Consider the following 17,939-nt stretch of genomic DNA (forward strand, 5'->3'; position numbering starts at 1 on the left):
AGGGGCCCGCCGCCGAAGGCGGTGGGAAGGGTGAGGGGGATTGTTCTTTACCCCGTCACCGCGCCGGGCAGCGCGCCGTCACGCTGTTGCAGATCACGCTGCTCTTCCCCAGCGACACCGTCCAGTTCAGCCCCCGCGGATCGGGTGCGCCCTCGTAGAAATCGGTGCTGATCAGCTGCGCGCCCGCAGCGATCGCGGCGTCGAGCCGGCGGCGGTCATGATTGCGCGCCTCGATCGTCTCGGCATCGGCGCGGGTGCGGACCATGAAGCCGGCCTTGACCCGGCGGGTGATCGTGGCGGTGTCCGCGGTCGGGCTCTGGGTGTTGAAGAACGACGCTTCGGGCGCGTCTTCGGGGTACCAGCCGAACATCATCCGGCCCTTCAGGCTGGCATGGCCGGTCCGGTACTGCTCCTCGTTGGCGTCCGAGGTGTCGAGCACGAACAGGAACTTGCCGCGCGAGGCGCCGACGGTGGGCCAGCGATGCGCGGTCACCGCGTCGCGCAGCGTGGGGAGGGAGCCGCGCACGTCGTCCGGCGTAATCACCCGCTCGCGGCCGATCGTCGCGACAATGTCGGCATCGAGCGCGTCGAGCGTGGGGGCGTCGAAGCCGATATCGGTGGTGCGTACGCCCGGGATCGGCCGCACGTCGCTGGCGTTGACCAGGATCATCACCGGTAGGTGCCCCGGATGCGTATCCGACCAGCGGCGGAACAGCGCCATGCAGGCGCGGAAGACGCGGCAATGCGTCTGCCAGTCGATGCCGGGGATGTGGATCGTCTTGGCGCCCGGCGCGGCCATCTCGGCCTTTATTTCCTCGGTGCCGTTCGCATAGGGCGCGGCATAGGCACCGCCCTGCGGATCGGGCGCCACGTCGATTTCGAGCTGGCGCAGGCCGAGCGCGAGCTGGCTTTCGAGCGGCGGGTGGCCATAGGCCAGGCCCTCCCAGTTGCTCGGGAGCAGCTTGCGGATGCGCGCTTCCACCTCGGGCAGCGGATAGGGGCGGTAGCTGTTGTGCGAGCCGAGCACCCGCACCTGATCCAGCCGCAGCGAATCGAGGCCCTTGTCGGCGTCCGGCGTCGTCCCGCCCGGTGCCATTGCCATCAGCAGCGCCGCCGCGGCGACCATCATCCCTTTGCGCATTCCCGTCCTGTCCCTTTGCGAAGCGAACCCAAGGCGGTGCCTTTGGCGGGCTTTCGTTCCGGATCCATGACAGTCGCGCACACAAAAACGGCGGCGGTCCGCTGGGGACCGCCGCCGGCTTAGGGAGCTATCGGTTTAGTTGCCGGTCGGGCTGGCCGGTGCGGTGGCCTGGGCCGACTGGCCGCTGGTCTGCGCCTGGGCGGCGGCCGCCTGGATGCGCTGGTTGAGCGCGGTATCCGAGGCCATCGCCTGGCTGATCTCGTTGAAGCGCTGCGGCTGCAGGCCCGACGACGTGATGGCGGCAACGAACTTGGGATTCTTTTCCGCGGTCGGGATGCTGGTGTCCGCGTTGATCTTGTTCACCGCGAGCGCCGCCTTGGCGTACTGCTGCACCTCGGTGTCGGTGAAGGTCGCCGAACCGGCGGTCGCCGTCGCCGCGGTACCTGCGCCCGTGGTGCCCTGGTCGGGCGTCGCCGGCGTGGTCTGTGCCGGAGCGGCGTCGGCCGGGGTCGTCTGGGCCGGGGTCGTGGTCTGGGCGAAGGCGGTCGACGCCATCAGCGTGCCGGCAATTGCCAGGCTCGAAAAGATCGTCTTCATTCTCAACTCCTCGCAACAATGAAACTGTTTTGCATCGGCGTAACGTAACAGTGGGGATTGGGTTTTCCGCTTCACACCCGATTCACGATAGGCTGTGGCCATGGCGGGACGGCATGACCCGTCCGGGGACGGCGCCCCTCGGAATCACACCGCTGGAAAAGCCGGGGATTTTCGCCTATATGCCGCGGATGCAGACAGTGTCGGCCGCCCCCATGCCCATCCCCGGGCACATCGATCCCGTGCCCGTGCCGCGTGCCCCCGCCGCGCGCGAAGACGGGCGTACCGACCTGATCGGTCTCTCCCGCGACGGTATCCGCGAAGCGCTGGCCGCCGCCGGACTCGAGCCCAAGCAGGCCAAGCTGCGCGCCAAGCAGCTGTGGCACTGGATCTACAATCGTGGCGCCACCGAGTTTTCGGCGATGACCGACATCGCCAAGGCGCAGCACCCGTGGCTGGCCGAGCGCTTCGTGATCGGCCGCCCCGACGTGGTCGAGGCGCAGGTCTCGAACGACGGCACCCGCAAGTGGCTGCTCCGCTCGCCCGACGGGCAGGATTACGAGATGGTGTTCATCCCCGACGCCGATCGGGGCACGCTCTGCGTTTCCAGCCAGGTGGGCTGCACGCTCAACTGCCGCTTCTGCCACACCGGCACGATGCGGCTGGTGCGCAACCTCACCGCCGGCGAGATCGTCGGCCAGGTGATGCTCGCGCGCGATTCGCTCGGCGAATGGCCGAGCCAGCCGGAAGGCCGCCTGCTCACCAACATCGTGATGATGGGCATGGGCGAGCCGCTGTACAATTTTGACGAAGTGAAGGCCGGCCTGCAGATCGTGATGGACGGCGACGGCCTCGCGCTGTCCAAGCGCCGCATCACCCTGTCGACCTCGGGCGTGGTGCCGATCATGGCGCGCGCGGGCGAGGAGATCGGCGTGAATCTGGCGGTGTCGCTCCACGCGGTCACCAAGGAGGTGCGCGACGAGATCGTGCCGCTCAACAAGAAGTACGGGATCGAGGAGCTGCTCCAGGCCTGTGCCGATTATCCGGGCGCCAACAATGCCCGCCGCATCACGTTCGAATATGTGATGCTCAAGGACAAGAACGACAGCGACGCCGATGCGCACGAGCTGGTCCGCCTGCTCCGCAAGTACAAGCTGCCCGCCAAGGTGAACCTGATCCCGTTCAACCCCTGGCCCGGCGCGCCCTATGAATGCTCGACGCCCGAGCGGATCCGCTCCTTCTCGAACATCGTGTTCGAGGGCGGCATCTCGGCGCCGGTGCGCACCCCGCGCGGGCGCGACATCGACGCGGCGTGCGGCCAGCTGAAGACCGCGTCGGAGAAGAAGAGCCGGGCGCAGCTCGACCGCGAGGCCGAAGAGAAGTTCGCAGCGCTCGGTTGAGCCCTGCACGCTTCTGCCTGTAGGATGCAGCCATGCCGCTGCTCCTGCTCGCCCTCGCGCTTGCCGCCCCCGCCGATCGCTGCGCTGATGCGAAGACTACGGTGGACATGAACCTGTGCCTCGCGCGTGCCAGCAACGCCGCCGAAGTGCAGATGAACACCTATCTGGTCGCCGCCCGCAAGCGCGCCGCGACCGACGGCGTGACGGTGGTCAAGGCGTTCGACGAGGCGCAGGGCCGCTGGATCGCCTGGCGCAAGGGCGAGTGCGACGCGGTCTATGCGCATTGGCAGGGCGGCACGATCCGCAATGCCGCGCTGCTCACCTGCCGGATCGAGCTGACCGAGGCGCGCGTCCACCAGCTTTGGAAGACTTGGCTGACCTATCCGGATTCGACCCCGCCGATCCTGCCCGAGCCGGGCGTCAGCGCGGGCGAAACATCCTGAACAGCGATTCCTCGCCGATCTCGAAATAATCGGCCGGGCCGCCGCCGCGCAGGATCGGGCGGGCACGGGCGGTCTGGTAGACGCCGTCCTCCAGCATCGCGCGATCGATATGGATGCCGGTCGCCTCGCCCAGCACCAGCCAGGTGTCGACCGCGGCGCCTTCCTTGTTCTCCAGGCGGATCAGCTGGGTCAGCCGGCATTCGAACTGCGCGGGGCTGCCCGCGACGCGATCCGGCCGCACGGTGCGCGAGGGGAGTGCCTCGATGCCAGCATGCGTGAACTCGTCGACCTCGGGGTCAACCGGTGCCGAGGTCGCGTTCATGACCTCGGCGAGCGGGCGCGTCGCGAGGTTCCAGACGAACTCCTTGGTCTCGGCGATGTTGGCGACGCTGTCCTTCCATGCGGTGGAGGCGAAGCCGAGGATCGGTGGGCGATAGTTGAACAGGTTGAAGAAGCTGTACGGCGCGAGATTGCGCACGCCGCTGGCCGACATGGTGCTGACCCAGCCGATCGGGCGGGGCCCGACGATGGCGTTGAGCGGGTCGTGGGGTAGGCCATGGCCCGAGGCTGGTTCGTAGAAATGGAAGTCGGTGGGCATGCACGCTCCGGATTTTTATGGCGGCGGTGAAACCGATTCCGCTCGGGCCGCGAATATCCTATCGTCGAGGGTGCCGGAAGCGCCCGCCGTTGCACCCTTGCGATCCTCCCCTGGAAGGGGAGGGGGACCGCCCGGAGGGCGGTGGAGGGGTGTCCCGGTCGCACGGGCGGGTATCCTTTCAGCGGGGACACCCCTCCGACCTGCCTATGGCAGGCCACCTTCCCTTCCAGGGAGGATCTGAAGTCGGTGAAGGAGACACGAGCAGATGGCCGAAGCACCCCGCCTGATCTATCGCCATCGGCTGGTGACCCGGCTGTGGCACTGGATCAACGCGATCGCGCTGCTGATCATGGTCGGCAGCGGGCTGATGATCTTCAACGCGCATCCCCGGCTCTATTGGGGACAGTACGGCGCGAATTTCGACCATGCCTGGCTGGAGCTGCCGCGCTTCCCCGGCTGGGTGACGATCCCGTCCTATTACAGCCTCGCCGGTGCGCGGCACTGGCACTTCTTCTTCGCGCTGGTGCTGGCCTTCGGGTTGCTGGTCTACCTGCTCTGGAGCCTGGCGAACGGCCATATCCTGCGCGACCTGCGCATCCGCGCGCGCGAGCTGGGGCCGGGGCACCTGTGGAAGGACTTCAAGGACCATCTCGCCCTGCGCTTCCATGATCCGGAGAATCCGCGTGCCTACAACATCTTCCAGAAGCTGGCTTATGTCGGCACGCTGTTCGTGTTGCTGCCGGCGGTGATCCTCTCCGGCCTCGCGCTCTCGCCCGGCATGGACGCGGCCTGGCCCTGGCTGACCGAAGTCTTCGGCGGGCGGCAGTCGGCGCGCTCGGTGCATTTCCTCGCGATGGGGGCGATCCTCGTCTTCCTGCTCGTCCATCTCACCCTGGTGCTGCTCGCCGGCCCGATCAACGAACTGCGCTCGATGATCACCGGCTGGTGGCGCGTGCCCGCGGAGAAGCAGCCATGATCCTCACCCGCCGCAACCTGCTGGTCGGTGGTGCCGCCGGGCTGCTCACAGGCTGCGACCAGTTCACCGACAGCCCGGTGCTGGCGAGCGCCGAGGAAGCGCACCGCTTCCTCCAGCGCTCGATCGGCCGCGGATCGCTCGCCACCGAGTTCCGGCCCGAGCAGCGCAGCCCGATCTTCCGGGTGAACGGTACCCACCATCCGAACACGCCCGAGTACAATATCTGGGCGGGCACCGGCTTCGCCGACTGGCGCCTGAAGGTGGGGGGCATGGTCGCCCGCCCGATGCAGCTCACGCTCTCCCAGCTCCAGCACATGCCGCAGCGCGCGCAGATCACCCGCCACGATTGCGTCGAGGGCTGGAGCGCGATCGGCAAATGGCAGGGGCCGCAACTCGCCACGATCCTCAATGCGGCGGGGCTCGCTTCGCAGGCGCGCTATATCGTCTTCCACTGCGCCGACCGCTACGGCGATGGCGGCTATTATGAATCGATCGACCTGATCGACGCCTTCCACCCCCAGACCATCCTCGCCTGGGCGCTCAACGACCGGCGGCTCGATATCGGCCACGGCGCGCCGCTGCGGCTGCGGGTGGAGCGGCAGCTCGGCTACAAGCAGGCCAAATATCTGGTGGGGATCGAGGCGGTCGCCTCGCTCGCCGGGATCGGCAAGGGCAAGGGCGGCACCTGGGAGGATATGAGCGGCTACCAATGGTATGCTGGGATCTGAATGACAGCGCGAAACCTACTGGCAGATAGGTTGTGTGGCCGGCGCCGAAACGTAATACGCGTATTCCCGACACAATCTCTGCCTAGTGGAGCGACATGGCCCTGATTGACCGCTTCCTCGACCGCGCCGTGAAGCGTGGCGAGCTCACCCTGATCCGACCCGATGGCAGCACCCGCACGTTCGGCAGCCCCGATCCCGCCCTCAAGCCCGTCACCATGCGGCTGTCCAAGGGCGCCGAGGGCCGCATCGTCCGCGATCCCGCGCTGGGCGCCGCCGAAACCTATATGGACGGCAGCCTGAACCTCGAGCACGGCCACATCCTCGATCTGCTCAACCTGGTGACGGCCAACAACGCCTGGGAAAAGAGTGACGCGGCGCTCAGCCCGTCGAAGCTCAGCCTCGCCGCCGGCAAGGTCGCGCACCTGCTCGGCCGCTACAACATGGCGCGTAAGTCGAAGCAGAACGTCGCGCACCATTACGACCTTTCGGCGCGGCTCTACGATCTCTTTCTCGACGCCGATCGGCAATATAGCTGCGCCTATTACACCGATCCGGGCAACAGCCTGGAGCAGGCCCAGGCCGACAAGAAGGCGCACATCGTCGCCAAGCTGGCGATTCAGCCGGGCATGCGCGTGCTCGACATCGGCTGCGGCTGGGGCGGTATGGCGCTTTACATCCACGCCAAGACAGGCGCCGAGGTGCTGGGCATCACCCTGTCCGAAGAGCAGCTGAAGATTGCCCAGGAGCGCGCCGAAGCCGCCGGCGTGGCCGACAAGGTGAAGTTCGAGCTGATCGATTACCGCGCGCTGCAGGGGCAGTTCGACCGCATCGTCTCGGTGGGCATGTTCGAGCATGTCGGCACGCCGCAATACCGCACCTTCTTCACCAAGTGCCGCGAGCTGATGACGCCGGAAGGCGTGATGCTGCTCCACACGATCGGGCGTGCGGGCGGGCCGGGCTATACCGACGCGTTCACGCTGAAGTACATCTTCCCCGGCGGCTACATCCCCGCACTGTCGGAGATCGCACAGGGCTATGAAGGGCTGCGCTACTTCCTCACCGACGTGGAAGTACTGCGCATGCATTACGGCCACACGCTCAAGGCCTGGTACGACCGTACCGTCGCCGCGCACGACGCGATCGTAGCGCTCTATGACGAACGCTTCTTCCGCATGTGGACCTATTATCTGGCGGGGTCCTATGTGAGCTTCATGAACGGCGGGCTGGTCAACTACCAGCTGCAATTCTCGCGCTCGCGCACCGCGCTGCCGCTGACCCGCGACTATATGGCCGAAGCCGAAGCGAAGCTGACCGCCGGCAGCCAGTGATCCTGGCTGCCGGCGGCGCGCATCAGAAGGAGAAACGGGCCTGCAGACGGGCCGAACGGGCCGTCTGGTAGCCGGTCACCTGCCGGTAATAGGGGCTCGCGACGCCGTTGCCGTCGGTGCCGTACTCGTTGAAGTCGGTCTTCGCGTGCAGGTTGAGCAGGTTGAAGACGGTGAGGTTCAGCTGGACCTTCGACTTGCCGATCTCGGTTTCCCAGCCGAGCGAGAAGTCGTTGCCGAACACCCAGTCGCTGGTGAACACCGATCCCCGCGGGATCAGCTTCACCGGCGCATCGGCGGCCGGCGTGTTCGGATCGGTGGCGATCTGCCCGTTCGCCAGCACGCGGCAATAGAGCCCCGCCGCGCCATAGGCACGGGCATAGGGATCGACCGACGCCGGCACCTGGCCGATACAGCCATAGTGGCGCGGCGAGGTGGCCGAGGCGCTGAAGCCGATCGTCAGATGCTTGAACGGCGCATAGGAGCCCCACAGCTTGAACACGTGGCGGCGATCGTTGGGCGAATAGCCATAGGTGCCGTTGGTGAGGCCCGGCTGGTCGAAGTCCGTCGTCAGGCCGGTGTCGCTCTGGCCGTTGTCGGTCTTCACCCCGCCCTCGTAATTACCCTTGGTCCAGGACAGGACGTAGGAGCCGTTGAGCTCGAAGCGGCCGTCGAACTCATGGCCGACCTCGAAGGCGATCGCCTTGTAGGTGCGCTTCGCCTCGGGATAGCCGAGGTCCTTCGCCGAGAAGGTGACGGTGCGCACCTTGGACTCGCCGTTGATCGGCGCGGCGAGCTGGACGGTGATCGGGCGACCGGGATTGAGCAGCACATATTGGGTGAAGCCGGTCCAGGTCTTGTCGCAGCCGGTGATGCCGTTCTGGGTGCAGTAGTTGTTCACCGCGCGGTCGATCGCGGCGTCTTCCAGCACTTCGTTGAGCTTGGTGTACATGCCGTAGACGTTGAAGCGCCAGCGGCCGATCCGCTTCTCATAGCCGAGGATGAACTCGTCCTCCGACTGCGGCTTGAGCGACTGCGACACCGCAGCGCCGACCGCGACCGGCTGGCCCGATCCGGTCACGTCGCAATTGACCACCTTGTCGTCCGGGCAGGCCGCCGCACCGGCATAGGAGACCGGTGCGCCGAGCTGCGGAATGCCGTCCGCGCCGATGCCGGCGAGCAGGTTGGTGCGGGTGTAGTAGGTCTCGCCGCCGGTCAGGCGGATGTTGGTGTTCGATGCGACCGGCAGGTACATGCGCGAGAAGCTGCCATAGACCTTGTCGGTTCGCGCGCCGAACGGATCGAGGGTGAAGCCGAGCCGCGGCCCGAACTGCGTGCCCGATTCATAGAAGCGCGCGCCCGCCGAATTGTTGTTGGTGAACCGGTCGCCGCGCAGGCCGAGGTTGAAGTTCAGCCGCCCGTCGATCAGCGACCAGGCATCCTGGACGTAGAAGGCCTCGTTTTGCGAGGTGAAGCTGCCGATGTTCGAATAATAGGTCTGGCGCACATAGTCGGTGCCGATCGGCAGGCCGAACTGGTCGCCCTGCTTGGCGCGGTAGATGGTATAGCTATAGCCCAGGCCGGCGCCGACCGCGCGGTTTTCGGAGGCGAGATCCTCGCGGTCATAGCCGAACTTGAAGTGGTGGTCGCCGAACAGGTGGACCGTCACATCGACGTCGGCGCGGTAGAATTTGCGGACGTCGTTGTTGATGCCCACGCCGCCGCCGGCGATGGTCAGCGCCTTGCTCGGATCGGTGCGCGCGTCGGTCACGCCCGGCACGATCTTCGAATCGGCGTTGACGCTGCGATAGCTGCTGTTGTTCTCGCCGCGGCCATAGGCGGCCGAGACGGTCAGCCACTTGGTCAGGATGCTGGTGTAGCGGGCGACATAGTTGCTGCCGCCGGCCTTGCCGAACGAGGCCCCCGCGAAGGGACCGTCAATCCCGCGATCCCGGTCGAACCGCACCGTCGAGGTGCTGCCATAGGTCTGGGTGGTGCTGTCGGACTTGGTATTGAAATAGGTGAATTCGAGGTGGTTCTGGTCGTTGATATAGCCGTCGATCTTGGCGCCGTAGAAGGGCGAGCCGGTATGATAGAAGGAGCGGGAGGTGCCCTGCTTGGTCTTGGTCTTCAGGTCATATTCGGTGCCGGCGCCGATGCTGTTGTTGTCGCGCGCCTGGTAGAGGCCGAAGAAGAACAGATGATCCTTCCAGATCGGCCCGGAGAGCGTGGCGGTGAGCGACTTGGAATCGGCCTCGCCGTTGACGTTGTCGGTATAGATGGTGTCGCGCGTCTTCGAGCGCAGCGCATTGGGGTTCCAGTTGTACAGCAGCATGCCGTGGAATTCGTTGCTGCCGGACTTGGTGGTGGCGTTGATGAAGCCGCCGGTCGAGCGACCGAACTCGGCGGAATAGCCGCCCGTCTTGGTCTCCAGCGTCTTGTAGAAGTCGTAGGGAACTTCGACCGGTGACAGCCCCTTGCGGAAATCGGTGATGTTCAGCCCGTTGATGAAGAACGCGTTTTCCGAGACGGCTCCGCCGTTGAACGAGGTCTGGCCAGAAAAGGCGCTCGAACCCGCGCTCGCGCCCGGCGCCAGCTGGATGGCCGCCTGCAGGCTGCGCGCGAGCGGCAGGCGCTGGCTCACATCGGCCAGGTCGAGGACGAGGCCGGTGGTGGTGCGGTCGAAATCGGCGGTGGCGACGCGCGAGCTCTTCACCACGATCTCGTTGCTGCTGCCTTCGGGCGCGAGCGCGAAGATGTTGCCGGTGTTGTTGGCCGAGATCCGGATGCCCGATTCCTCGTATCCCGGATAACCTGCCGCGGTGATGGTGAAGCTGTACGCGCCCGTCTGCATCTCGGGCAGGCTGAAATTGCCTTCCTTGTCGGTGGTCGCGGTGCGGGTGAAGCCCTGGTCCTCGGACTTGGCCGAAACCGTCGCCCCGACGATCGGCTTGCCGTCCGGATCGACCACGCGACCGGTGGCGCGGACGGTAGAATAGCCCTGCGCATGGGCCAATGTCGGCACGAGTGGAAGGATCACCAGCGTCGCACCTGCGACGGACGCACGAAGGAGGCCGCGGCAGAGCCGCAGGCGAGCGTTGTTCATGATGGACTACCCCTTGTTGGCCCGACCCTCGGGCACGATCCGCGTTCGAATGTTATACGGATATCGTATACAACATAAGATTGCTGTGTCTTGTCAAACGGAAACTTCCGTTATTAATCAAGGGATTTGGAGTGTATTGCTGCAGTGCAACGCGTGAATCGTTAACTTTTCGTTCCGATCCGGCGGCGGGTTGTCTGCGCCGTTCGCGACGTGCATGGCCAAATCGCCGCCGGAGTTGCACCCCGGCCGCGCGGGCCGTACAGGGCGCGCGTTTCCCCATTTCGGAGTCCCTGCCCCATGTCGGATAAGATCAATCGCGTCGTCCTCGCCTATTCGGGCGGCCTGGACACGAGCGTGATCCTGAAATGGCTGCAGCAGACCTATAACTGCGAGGTCGTCACCTTCACCGCCGATCTCGGCCAGGGCGAGGAGCTGGAGCCCGCGCGCAAGAAGGCGGAGATGGCCGGCGTGAAGCCCGAGCACATCTTCATCGAAGACGTGCGCGAGGAATTCGTGAAGGACTATGTGTTCCCGATGATGCGCGCCAACGCGCTCTACGAGGGACTGTACCTGCTCGGCACCTCGATCGCGCGGCCGCTGATCGCCAAGCGCCAGATCGAGATCGCCAAGATGGTCGGCGCCGACGCGGTGAGCCACGGCGCCACCGGCAAGGGCAACGACCAGGTCCGCTTCGAGCTCGGCTATTACGCGCTGAACCCGGACATCAAGGTGATCGCGCCGTGGCGCGAGTGGGACCTGACCAGCCGCACCAAGCTGATCGAATTCGCGGAATCGCACCAGATCCCGGTGACCAAGGACAAGCGCGGTGAGTCGCCCTTCTCCACCGACGCGAACCTCCTCCACACCTCGTCGGAGGGTAAGGTGCTCGAGGATCCGTGGGAGGAAGTGCCCGACTATGTCTACTCGCGCACGGTGAACCCCGAGGACGCGCCGGACGTGCCCGAGACGATCACGATCGATTTCGAGCGCGGCGACGGCGTGGCGCTGAATGGTCAGGCGATGTCGCCGGCGACGCTGCTCACCGCGCTCAACGAGCTCGGCCGCAAGCACGGCATCGGCCGGCTCGATCTGGTCGAGAACCGCTTCGTGGGCATGAAGTCGCGCGGCATGTACGAGACGCCGGGCGGCACCATCTATCACCTCGCGCATCGCGGCATCGAGCAGATCACGCTCGATCGCGGTGCCGCGCACCTCAAGGACGAGCTGGCCCCGCGCTATGCCGAGCTGATCTACAACGGCTTCTGGTTCTCGCCCGAGCGCGAGATGCTGCAGGCGGCGGTCGATTACAGCCAGGAGAAGGTCACCGGCACCGTTCGGCTGAAGCTGTACAAGGGCAGCGTGATCGTCACCGGCCGCAAGTCGCCCTACACGCTCTACAGCGAGAAGGTCGTGACCTTCGAGGACGACCAGGGCGCCTATGACCAGCGCGATGCGGCGGGCTTCATCAAGCTCAATGCGCTGCGCCTGCGCCTGCTTGGCCGCCGCGAGGGATAAAAGGAAATAGTGTTTCCTCTCCCGGCGCAGCCGGGGGAGGGGGACCGCGCCGCGCAAGCGGCGTGGTGGAGGGGGCGCCGCACGATGCGGCGTCCTTTTTTGTCGGTGCGGGGGATGCCTCCTCCACCACCGCCTGCGGCGGCTTTCCCCCTCCCCCGGGCTGCGCCCGAGGGAGGAGACGCTTAGGCTTTCACCGCCGCCCGGTACGCCCGCAGGCTATCCCAGGCATAGAGCGCGCAGCCCGACCAGATCAGCGCGAAGGTGGCGAGGTGCACGGGCAGCACTGGCTCGCCGAAGATCAGCACCGCTTCCAGGAATTGCAGCGTCGGCGCGATATATTGGAGCAGCCCCATGGTCGCATAGGGCAGCCGCTTGGCGGCCGCGGCGAACAGCAGCAGCGGCGTCGCGGTGACGATCCCGGCGGCGACCAGCAGGAGGTCGATCCGCGTAGATCCGCCGAACGCGGCCGTGCCGGTGTGGTTCGCCCAGAGCAACACCGCCAGCGCAGGCGGCCCGAGCAGCAACGTCTCCACGGTCAGTCCGCCCAACGCGTCGATCGCCGCGACCTTGCGCAGCAGACCATAGGCCCCGAAGCTCAGCGCCAGCGCGAGCGGGATCCACAGCGCGCCGCCGCCATGCAGCGTCAGCAGCAGCACCCCGATCGCGGCCAGCCCGATCGCCACGCCCTGCCAGCGCCGCAGCCGCTCGCCGAGTACCAGCATCCCAAGCGCGACATTGACCAGCGGATTGATAAAATAGCCGAGGCTCGCGTCGAGCACATGGTTGTTCTGGACCGACCAGATATAAACCAGCCAGTTGATCGCGATCAGCGCCGCGCTGCCGACGAGGAAGAGCAAGGTCCGTCCCCGGGCAGCGGCGGCGATGCTCCGCACGCGGCGCAGCACCACGACGATCACGGCGAGCAGCAGCAGCGACCATAGCACGCGATGCGACAGCACCTGGAGTGCGGGCACTGCCTGTAGCAGGTGCAGATAGAGCGGCAGCACGCCCCACAGGCTGTAGGCGGCAATGCCGAGGGAAAGACCGGCGCGATCGGCGCCCTGAACGTTGGACATGTCGCCCTGTTGCGCCGTGTTGCGGTGCAACGCAACAAGCGGAGCAGTCAGGCGGGGCGGATCGGTATCGCCGCGTCCGCCCCCACCACGGTGGTCCAGCGCACCACCTCCCAGTGCGTGACGACCCCCTCCGTCACATAAGGATCCTGTTCTGCGAAGGCGCGCGCAGCCTCGGCATCGTCGAACAGCAGCAGCGCGCTTTCTGGAGGATCACCCACCGCGCCACCCAGCAGCAGCGTGCCCGCCTCCGCTGCGGCCCAGGCGAACGCGAGATGCGCTTCCCGAAGCGTTCCCCGGCGCGCGAGATAGTCGGGCGCCAGGGTGTAGCGGAGCAGGACATGCGCCATGCTCAGTCGGCGAACAGCAGGACCGGCGTCTCCAGCAGCTTCTTCACCGCCTGGACGAAGCTCGCCGCATCCCAGCCGTCGACGACGCGGTGGTCGCAGCTGATCGAGAGGTTCATCAGCTTGGCGCGGACGATGTCGTCGCCCCCCATTCCATTCGACTTGAACACCGGGCGCTCGACGATCTTGTTCGGGCCGATGATCGCGACTTCCGGCCGGTTGATCACCGGCGTCGTCGCGATGCCGCCAAGGGGCCCAAGCGAAGTGACGGTGAGGGTGGAGCCGCTCAGCTCCTGCGACGTCGCCTTGCCGGTGCGCGCAGCCTCGGCGAGGCGGGTGATCTCGCTCGCCAGCTGCCAGACATTCCTGTCCTGCGCATCGCGGATCACCGGCACCATCAGGCCGGCATCGGTCTGCGTCGCCATGCCGAGATGGACGCGGCCATGGCGGGTAACCACGCCGGCCTCGTCGTCATAGCGGGCGTTGAGCATCGGGAAGTCGGGTAGCGTGCGGCACAAGGCGACGATCAGCAACGGCAGCAGGGTCAGCTTGGGGCGCTGGCCGCGATTGTCGTTGAGGTCGGCGCGCATCGCCTCCAGCGCGGTCACATCGATCTCGTCGACATAGGTGAAGTGCGGGATGGCGCGCTTCGACGCGGCCATGTTCTCGGCGATGCGGCGGCGCATGCCGATCACCTTCACCGGCTGGTCCTCGCGGGCACGGCTGGCGTGCGGCGCGTGATAGCCCTGCGCGCTGCCATAGCGGAGGAGGGCGTCGAGATCGGCGTGGCGGACGCGGTCGCCCTCGGCGGGCTTCACCTGCGCGAGGTCGATGCCGAGGTCGGCGGCGCGGGCGCGGACGGCGGGGGAGGCGAGGATCTTATGATCCTCCCCGGAACGGGGAGGGGGACCATCAGCCGCAGGCTGATGGTGGAGGGGGGGCTCAGCCGGGGATGCGGGCGCAGTTTCGGCGGGGTCGCCCAGCGACGCCCCCCCTCCACCACCGGCTTCGCCGGCGGTCCCCCTCCCCGTGCCGGGGAGGATCGATTCCTCCACGCCAGGATTCTCCGCTTCGACCTGCTCCTCGACGGGCGTTTCCGCCTCGGCTTCCGCCTCGCCCTCGACCTCGATCACCATCAGCGCCGAACCGATCGGCACCTGATCGCCCACTTCGCCGGCGAGTTCGACCACCACGCCGGAGACGGGCGATTCCATCTCCACCGTGGCCTTGTCGGTCATCATGTCGGCGACCTGCTGGTCCTCCTCGACGCGGTCGCCGATCTTCACGTGCCAGGCGACGATCTCGGCCTCGGCAATGCCTTCGCCGATGTCCGGCAGACGAAAGGTAAAACGAGCCATGGGCGTCAGTCCTTGAGGAGGTTGTTGAGCGCCTCGCGGATCCGCACGGGACCCGGGAAATAGGCCCATTCGAGGCTGTGGGGGTAAGGTGTGTCGAAGCCGGTGACGCGAGCAATCGGCGCTTCGAGATGGTAGAAGCAGCGTTCCTGCACCAGCGCGGAAAGCTCGGCGCCGAAGCCGGAAGTCCTCGTCGCCTCATGGACGATCATGCAGCGGCCGGTCTTCTTGACCGAGGTCTCGATCGCTTCGATGTCGAGCGGCACCAGCGTGCGCAGATCGATGATCTCGGCATCGACGCCCAGCTCCTCGATCGTCGCGGCGACCACGTGCACCATCGTGCCGTAGCAGAGGATGGTGACCGCCTCGCCCTCGCGGACCGTGGCGGCCTTGCCGAGTTCGACGCGGTAGTGCCCCTCGGGCACCTCGCTCGCCGGATGCGCGGTCCAGTTCTTGGCCGGGCGGTCATAATGGCCGTCGAACGGGCCGTTATAGATGCGCTTGGGCTCGAGGAAGAGGACGGGGTCGTTGTCCTCGATCGCGGCGATCAGCAGGCCCTTGGCGTCATAGGGCGTCGACGGGATCACCGTCTTGATGCCGGAGACGTGGGTGAAGATGCCCTCGGGCGACTGGCTGTGCGTCTGCCCGCCGAAGATGCCGCCGCCATAGGGCGAGCGTACCGTGATCGGCGCGGTGAAATCGCCGTTGGAGCGGTAGCGCAGCCGCGCGGCTTCGGAAACGAGCTGGTCGAGTGCCGGGTAGATGTAATCGGCGAACTGGATCTCGGGCACGGGGCGCAGGCCATAGGCGCCCATGCCGATCGCCACGCCGATGATGCCGATCTCGGTGATCGGCGTGTCGAAGGCGCGGGTCTTGCCGTACTTGGCCTGGAGCCCGGCGGTCGCGCGGAACACGCCGCCGAAATAGCCGACATCCTCGCCCATCACGACGACCTGGTCGTCGCGCTCCATCATCACGTCCATGGCGGAGTTGATCGCCTGGATCATGTTCATCCGGGGGGCGCCGCTCATATCCCGGCCGCCTTGCGCTCGGCGATCATCTGGTCGCTCTGTTCCTTCAGGTGCCAGGGCATCTCCTCGAAGACGCCCTCGAACATGGTCTCGAACGGCTGGTGCATGCCGTGGCCGAGGATGCCGTTCTTCTCGGCCTCCTTCTGCGCGCGCTTCACCGTCTCGGCGAGTTCGAGGTCCATCGCCGCATGGCGTTCCTCGTCCCATTCGCCGAGGCCGATCAGATGGTCCTTCAGCCGCCGGATCGGGTCGCCGAGCGGCCAGGCATTGGTCTCGCCCGCCGAGCGATAGGCGCTGGGATCGTCCGAGGTGGAGTGGCCCTCGGCGCGATAGGTGAAATGCTCGATCAGCGTCGGGCCCTGGTTGGTCCGCGCGCGCTCGGCGGCCCACTCGGTCGCCGCATAGACCGCCAGCGCGTCGTTGCCGTCGACGCGCAGGCCCGCGATGCCATAGCCGATCGCGCGCGCCGCGAAGGTGGTCGCCTCCGCGCCCGCGAAGCCCGAGAAGCTAGAGATCGCCCATTGGTTGTTGACGACGTTGAAGATCACCGGCGCGCGGTAGACCGTCGCGAAGGTCAGCGCCGAGTGGAAGTCGCCTTCCGCGGTCGAGCCCTCGCCGCACCAGGTGGCGGCGATGCGGGTGTCGCCGCGCGCCGCGCTCGCCATCGCCCAGCCCACCGCCTGCGGATATTGCGTGGCGAGGTTGCCGGAGATCGAGAAGAAGCCGGTTTCCTTCGACGAATACATGATCGGCAGCTGCCGGCCCTGCAGCGGATCGCCCCGGTTCGAGTAGATCTGGTTCATCATCTCGACCAGCGGATAGCCGCGGGTGATCAGGATGCCCTGCTGGCGATAGCTGGGGAAGCACATGTCATCGCCGGCCATCGCCAAGGCGGCCGAGACCGACACCGCCTCCTCGCCGGTGGACTTCATGTAGAAGCTGGTCTTGCCCTGGCGCTGGGCGCGGAACATGCGCTCGTCAAACGCGCGGGTGAGCGCCATGCTGCGCAGCATTTTCCGCTTTGCATCCGGGTCCAGCCGCGGATCCCAGGGGCCGACGGCATTGCCCTCGTCATCGAGGACGCGGACCAGGCCATAGGCGAGTTCGTGGAAGCGATCGGCCGGCTCGGCGGTGTCCGGGCGGCGCGCGGCGCCGGCGGGGGGCACGACGAGATCGCTGAAATCGGCCTCGTCGCCGGGGCGAAAGCGCGGCTCGGGCACATGCAGCGATAGCGGCGGCAGGTTGGCGCGCGGGGCGTCCACCGTCATGGTCTCTCCATAAATTCGGCCGTGTCGCCACGGACAACGCACGGAACTCGATTTCACGCGCTTGTTATAAAATTTCAATCGGCCTGTCGAGATGGGGCAGCAGGGCTGGCCTAAAAATTTGAGGTGGGGAGTCCGATTGACTCCGTGGCGGATTAGAACAAAATAGGAACGAACGAGTCGGACCTGTCATCAACCCCCGAGCGAGTCGCCGTGCCCGATCCTGCCACTCTCGACCAGTTGCGCGCAATGCTCAGCGCCATCGACGGCACCGGATTCCGTCGGCGCCCTGTACTGCCCTTCGGGCTGGAGCGGCTCGATTCGAAGCTGGCGGACGGCGGGCTGCGGCTGGATGCGCTGCACGAGATCGCCGGCGCCACGCCCGACCTGACCGACGATTGTGCCGCCACCACCTTCCTCGGCGGAGTCGCCGCGCGCTGCTGGGGGCCGGTGCTGTGGGTGGTCCGGCGGCGCGACCTGTTCGCCCCCGGCTTGGCGCAGGTGGGCCTAGATCCCAAGCGGGTGATCTATGCCGAGGCGCGCGACGACGACGAACTGCTCGCGATCATGGAGGAAGGGCTGCGCCATCGTGGGCTCGGCGCGGTGATCGGCGAAGTGAAGCGGCTGGCGATGCCGGCGACGCGGCGGCTGCAATTGGTGGCGGAGGGCGGTCGCACGATCGCGCTGCTGCTCAAGCGCCATGCCCGTGAGGGGAGCGATCCCTTGGGGGCGCCGTCCGCGGCGGTGACGCGCTGGCGGATCGGCTGCGCACCCTCGGCGCCGCTGCCGGTGGAGGGGGTCGGGCGGCCGCGCTGGGACGTGTCGCTGGCGCGGCAACGTGGGGGGGAATCATTCCAACTCTTGGTGGAGGCCTGCGATGCAACGGGTCGCTGCGCTCTTCCTGCCCCACTGGTCGCTCGACCGCGTGCGGCGGGCCGAGCGGCGCGCGCTGCCGCCGCCTGAGCGGGGCCGGGCGCTTTCCACGAACGATACCGCACCCGTTGCCCTGCCGCTTGCGAGAGGGGCCGGGGGAGGGGCTGAT

Annotated in this window: 16 protein-coding genes; 7 read left to right on the forward strand and 9 right to left on the reverse strand. The window is 66.8% G+C overall.

What is annotated here, in order from left to right; translation table 11 throughout:
• Positions 1-55 precede the first annotated feature (55 nt).
• Entirely contained in the window at positions 56-1,141 is a 1,086-nt protein-coding gene (locus tag ABIC65_RS14035; RefSeq protein ID WP_354309561.1) for a Ca2+-dependent phosphoinositide-specific phospholipase C, read from the reverse strand.
• 135 nt (positions 1,142-1,276) lie between these two features.
• Positions 1,277-1,738: a DUF4168 domain-containing protein gene (locus tag ABIC65_RS14040; protein ID WP_121072545.1), complete on the reverse strand. Its 462-nt coding sequence runs from the start codon at positions 1,736-1,738 to the stop codon at positions 1,277-1,279.
• A gap of 212 nt (positions 1,739-1,950) precedes the next feature.
• Between ABIC65_RS14040 and rlmN the strand changes: the two genes are divergently transcribed.
• Both rlmN and ABIC65_RS14050 read left to right on the forward strand, forming a co-directional pair.
• Positions 1,951-3,135, forward strand: a complete 1,185-nt coding sequence (gene rlmN / locus ABIC65_RS14045) for a 23S rRNA (adenine(2503)-C(2))-methyltransferase RlmN (protein WP_354309563.1) — start codon at positions 1,951-1,953, stop codon at positions 3,133-3,135.
• Positions 3,136-3,167: 32 nt separating this feature from the next.
• The gene (locus ABIC65_RS14050; RefSeq protein WP_354309565.1) at positions 3,168-3,578 is read left to right on the forward strand and encodes a lysozyme inhibitor LprI family protein; all 411 of its coding nucleotides are present in this window, start codon (positions 3,168-3,170) and stop codon (positions 3,576-3,578) included.
• Here the strand turns inward: ABIC65_RS14050 and ABIC65_RS14055 are convergent.
• Positions 3,556-4,176 carry a flavin reductase family protein gene (locus ABIC65_RS14055; RefSeq protein WP_354309567.1) on the reverse strand — a complete coding sequence of 207 codons (621 nt, stop codon included), beginning with the start codon at positions 4,174-4,176 and terminating at the stop codon, positions 3,556-3,558. The genes ABIC65_RS14050 and ABIC65_RS14055 overlap by 23 nt on opposite strands.
• A 265-nt stretch (positions 4,177-4,441) precedes the next feature.
• Between ABIC65_RS14055 and ABIC65_RS14060 the strand changes: the two genes are divergently transcribed.
• The 3 genes from ABIC65_RS14060 (at position 4,442) to ABIC65_RS14070 (ending at position 7,208) form a co-directional block, all read left to right on the forward strand.
• Complete coding sequence (locus tag ABIC65_RS14060) at positions 4,442-5,152, forward strand: cytochrome b/b6 domain-containing protein (RefSeq protein ID WP_354309569.1); 711 nt, start codon at positions 4,442-4,444, stop codon at positions 5,150-5,152.
• Positions 5,149-5,880, forward strand: coding sequence for a molybdopterin-dependent oxidoreductase (locus tag ABIC65_RS14065; RefSeq protein ID WP_354309571.1), 732 nt, complete (start codon positions 5,149-5,151; stop codon positions 5,878-5,880). The genes ABIC65_RS14060 and ABIC65_RS14065 overlap by 4 nt, the downstream gene beginning before the upstream one ends.
• Before the next feature lie 95 nt (positions 5,881-5,975).
• Complete coding sequence (locus ABIC65_RS14070) at positions 5,976-7,208, forward strand: cyclopropane-fatty-acyl-phospholipid synthase family protein (RefSeq protein ID WP_354309572.1); 1,233 nt, start codon at positions 5,976-5,978, stop codon at positions 7,206-7,208.
• A 22-nt stretch (positions 7,209-7,230) separates the two neighbouring features.
• Here ABIC65_RS14070 and ABIC65_RS14075 read toward each other — a convergent pair whose 3' ends face one another.
• Complete coding sequence (locus tag ABIC65_RS14075; protein ID WP_354309574.1) at positions 7,231-10,311, reverse strand: TonB-dependent receptor; 3,081 nt, start codon at positions 10,309-10,311, stop codon at positions 7,231-7,233.
• A 297-nt stretch (positions 10,312-10,608) separates the two neighbouring features.
• On the opposite strand from ABIC65_RS14075, the gene ABIC65_RS14080 reads away from it, so the two are divergent.
• Positions 10,609-11,826, forward strand: coding sequence for an argininosuccinate synthase (locus tag ABIC65_RS14080; RefSeq protein WP_354309576.1), 1,218 nt, complete (start codon positions 10,609-10,611; stop codon positions 11,824-11,826).
• Positions 11,827-12,008: 182 nt separating this feature from the next.
• On the opposite strand, the gene rarD is transcribed toward ABIC65_RS14080, so the two are convergent.
• The 5 genes from rarD to ABIC65_RS14105 are packed head-to-tail and all read right to left on the reverse strand — an operon-like array spanning position 12,009 to position 16,900.
• Positions 12,009-12,902, reverse strand: coding sequence for an EamA family transporter RarD (rarD, locus tag ABIC65_RS14085; protein ID WP_354309577.1), 894 nt, complete (start codon positions 12,900-12,902; stop codon positions 12,009-12,011).
• Between the two features lie 47 nt (positions 12,903-12,949).
• Positions 12,950-13,249, reverse strand: coding sequence for a YciI-like protein (locus ABIC65_RS14090; RefSeq protein WP_354309579.1), 300 nt, complete (start codon positions 13,247-13,249; stop codon positions 12,950-12,952).
• Between the two features lie 2 nt (positions 13,250-13,251).
• Positions 13,252-14,604 (reverse strand): dihydrolipoamide acetyltransferase family protein, encoded by a 1,353-nt coding sequence (locus ABIC65_RS14095; protein ID WP_354309580.1) that lies wholly within the window; start codon positions 14,602-14,604, stop codon positions 13,252-13,254.
• Between the two features lie 5 nt (positions 14,605-14,609).
• Positions 14,610-15,614, reverse strand: a complete 1,005-nt coding sequence (locus tag ABIC65_RS14100; protein WP_354310018.1) for an alpha-ketoacid dehydrogenase subunit beta — start codon at positions 15,612-15,614, stop codon at positions 14,610-14,612.
• 14 nt (positions 15,615-15,628) lie between these two features.
• Positions 15,629-16,900, reverse strand: coding sequence for a 3-methyl-2-oxobutanoate dehydrogenase (2-methylpropanoyl-transferring) subunit alpha (locus ABIC65_RS14105; protein WP_354309582.1), 1,272 nt, complete (start codon positions 16,898-16,900; stop codon positions 15,629-15,631).
• A gap of 246 nt (positions 16,901-17,146) precedes the next feature.
• Here ABIC65_RS14105 and ABIC65_RS14110 point away from each other — a divergent pair, with 246 nt between their 5' ends.
• A complete protein-coding gene (locus ABIC65_RS14110; RefSeq protein ID WP_354310020.1) occupies positions 17,147-17,860 on the forward strand; it encodes an ImuA family protein in 714 nt (237 codons plus the stop codon).
• The last annotated feature ends 79 nt before the right edge of the window (positions 17,861-17,939 follow it).

It is taken from the genome of Sphingomonas trueperi, assembly GCF_040545665.1.
Classification (GTDB): Bacteria; Pseudomonadota; Alphaproteobacteria; order Sphingomonadales; family Sphingomonadaceae; genus Sphingomonas; species Sphingomonas trueperi_B.

Bases quoted from the DNA above. Each gene is read 5' to 3' on its own strand.
- ABIC65_RS14075 (WP_354309574.1), bottom strand. From the start codon at position 10,311: ATGAACAACGCTCGCCTGCGGCTCTGCCGCGGCCTCCTTCGTGCGTCC.
- ABIC65_RS14055 (WP_354309567.1), bottom strand. From the start codon at position 4,176: ATGCCCACCGACTTCCATTTCTACGAACCAGCCTCGGGCCATGGCCTA.
- rlmN (WP_354309563.1), top strand. From the start codon at position 1,951: ATGCCCATCCCCGGGCACATCGATCCCGTGCCCGTGCCGCGTGCCCCC.
- ABIC65_RS14095 (WP_354309580.1), bottom strand. From the start codon at position 14,604: ATGGCTCGTTTTACCTTTCGTCTGCCGGACATCGGCGAAGGCATTGCC.
- ABIC65_RS14050 (WP_354309565.1), top strand. From the start codon at position 3,168: ATGCCGCTGCTCCTGCTCGCCCTCGCGCTTGCCGCCCCCGCCGATCGC.
- ABIC65_RS14035 (WP_354309561.1), bottom strand. From the start codon at position 1,141: ATGCGCAAAGGGATGATGGTCGCCGCGGCGGCGCTGCTGATGGCAATG.
- ABIC65_RS14080 (WP_354309576.1), top strand. From the start codon at position 10,609: ATGTCGGATAAGATCAATCGCGTCGTCCTCGCCTATTCGGGCGGCCTG.
- ABIC65_RS14090 (WP_354309579.1), bottom strand. From the start codon at position 13,249: ATGGCGCATGTCCTGCTCCGCTACACCCTGGCGCCCGACTATCTCGCG.
- rarD (WP_354309577.1), bottom strand. From the start codon at position 12,902: ATGTCCAACGTTCAGGGCGCCGATCGCGCCGGTCTTTCCCTCGGCATT.
- ABIC65_RS14100 (WP_354310018.1), bottom strand. From the start codon at position 15,614: ATGAACATGATCCAGGCGATCAACTCCGCCATGGACGTGATGATGGAG.
- ABIC65_RS14060 (WP_354309569.1), top strand. From the start codon at position 4,442: ATGGCCGAAGCACCCCGCCTGATCTATCGCCATCGGCTGGTGACCCGG.
- ABIC65_RS14040 (WP_121072545.1), bottom strand. From the start codon at position 1,738: ATGAAGACGATCTTTTCGAGCCTGGCAATTGCCGGCACGCTGATGGCG.
- ABIC65_RS14070 (WP_354309572.1), top strand. From the start codon at position 5,976: ATGGCCCTGATTGACCGCTTCCTCGACCGCGCCGTGAAGCGTGGCGAG.
- ABIC65_RS14110 (WP_354310020.1), top strand. From the start codon at position 17,147: ATGCTCAGCGCCATCGACGGCACCGGATTCCGTCGGCGCCCTGTACTG.
- ABIC65_RS14105 (WP_354309582.1), bottom strand. From the start codon at position 16,900: ATGACGGTGGACGCCCCGCGCGCCAACCTGCCGCCGCTATCGCTGCAT.
- ABIC65_RS14065 (WP_354309571.1), top strand. From the start codon at position 5,149: ATGATCCTCACCCGCCGCAACCTGCTGGTCGGTGGTGCCGCCGGGCTG.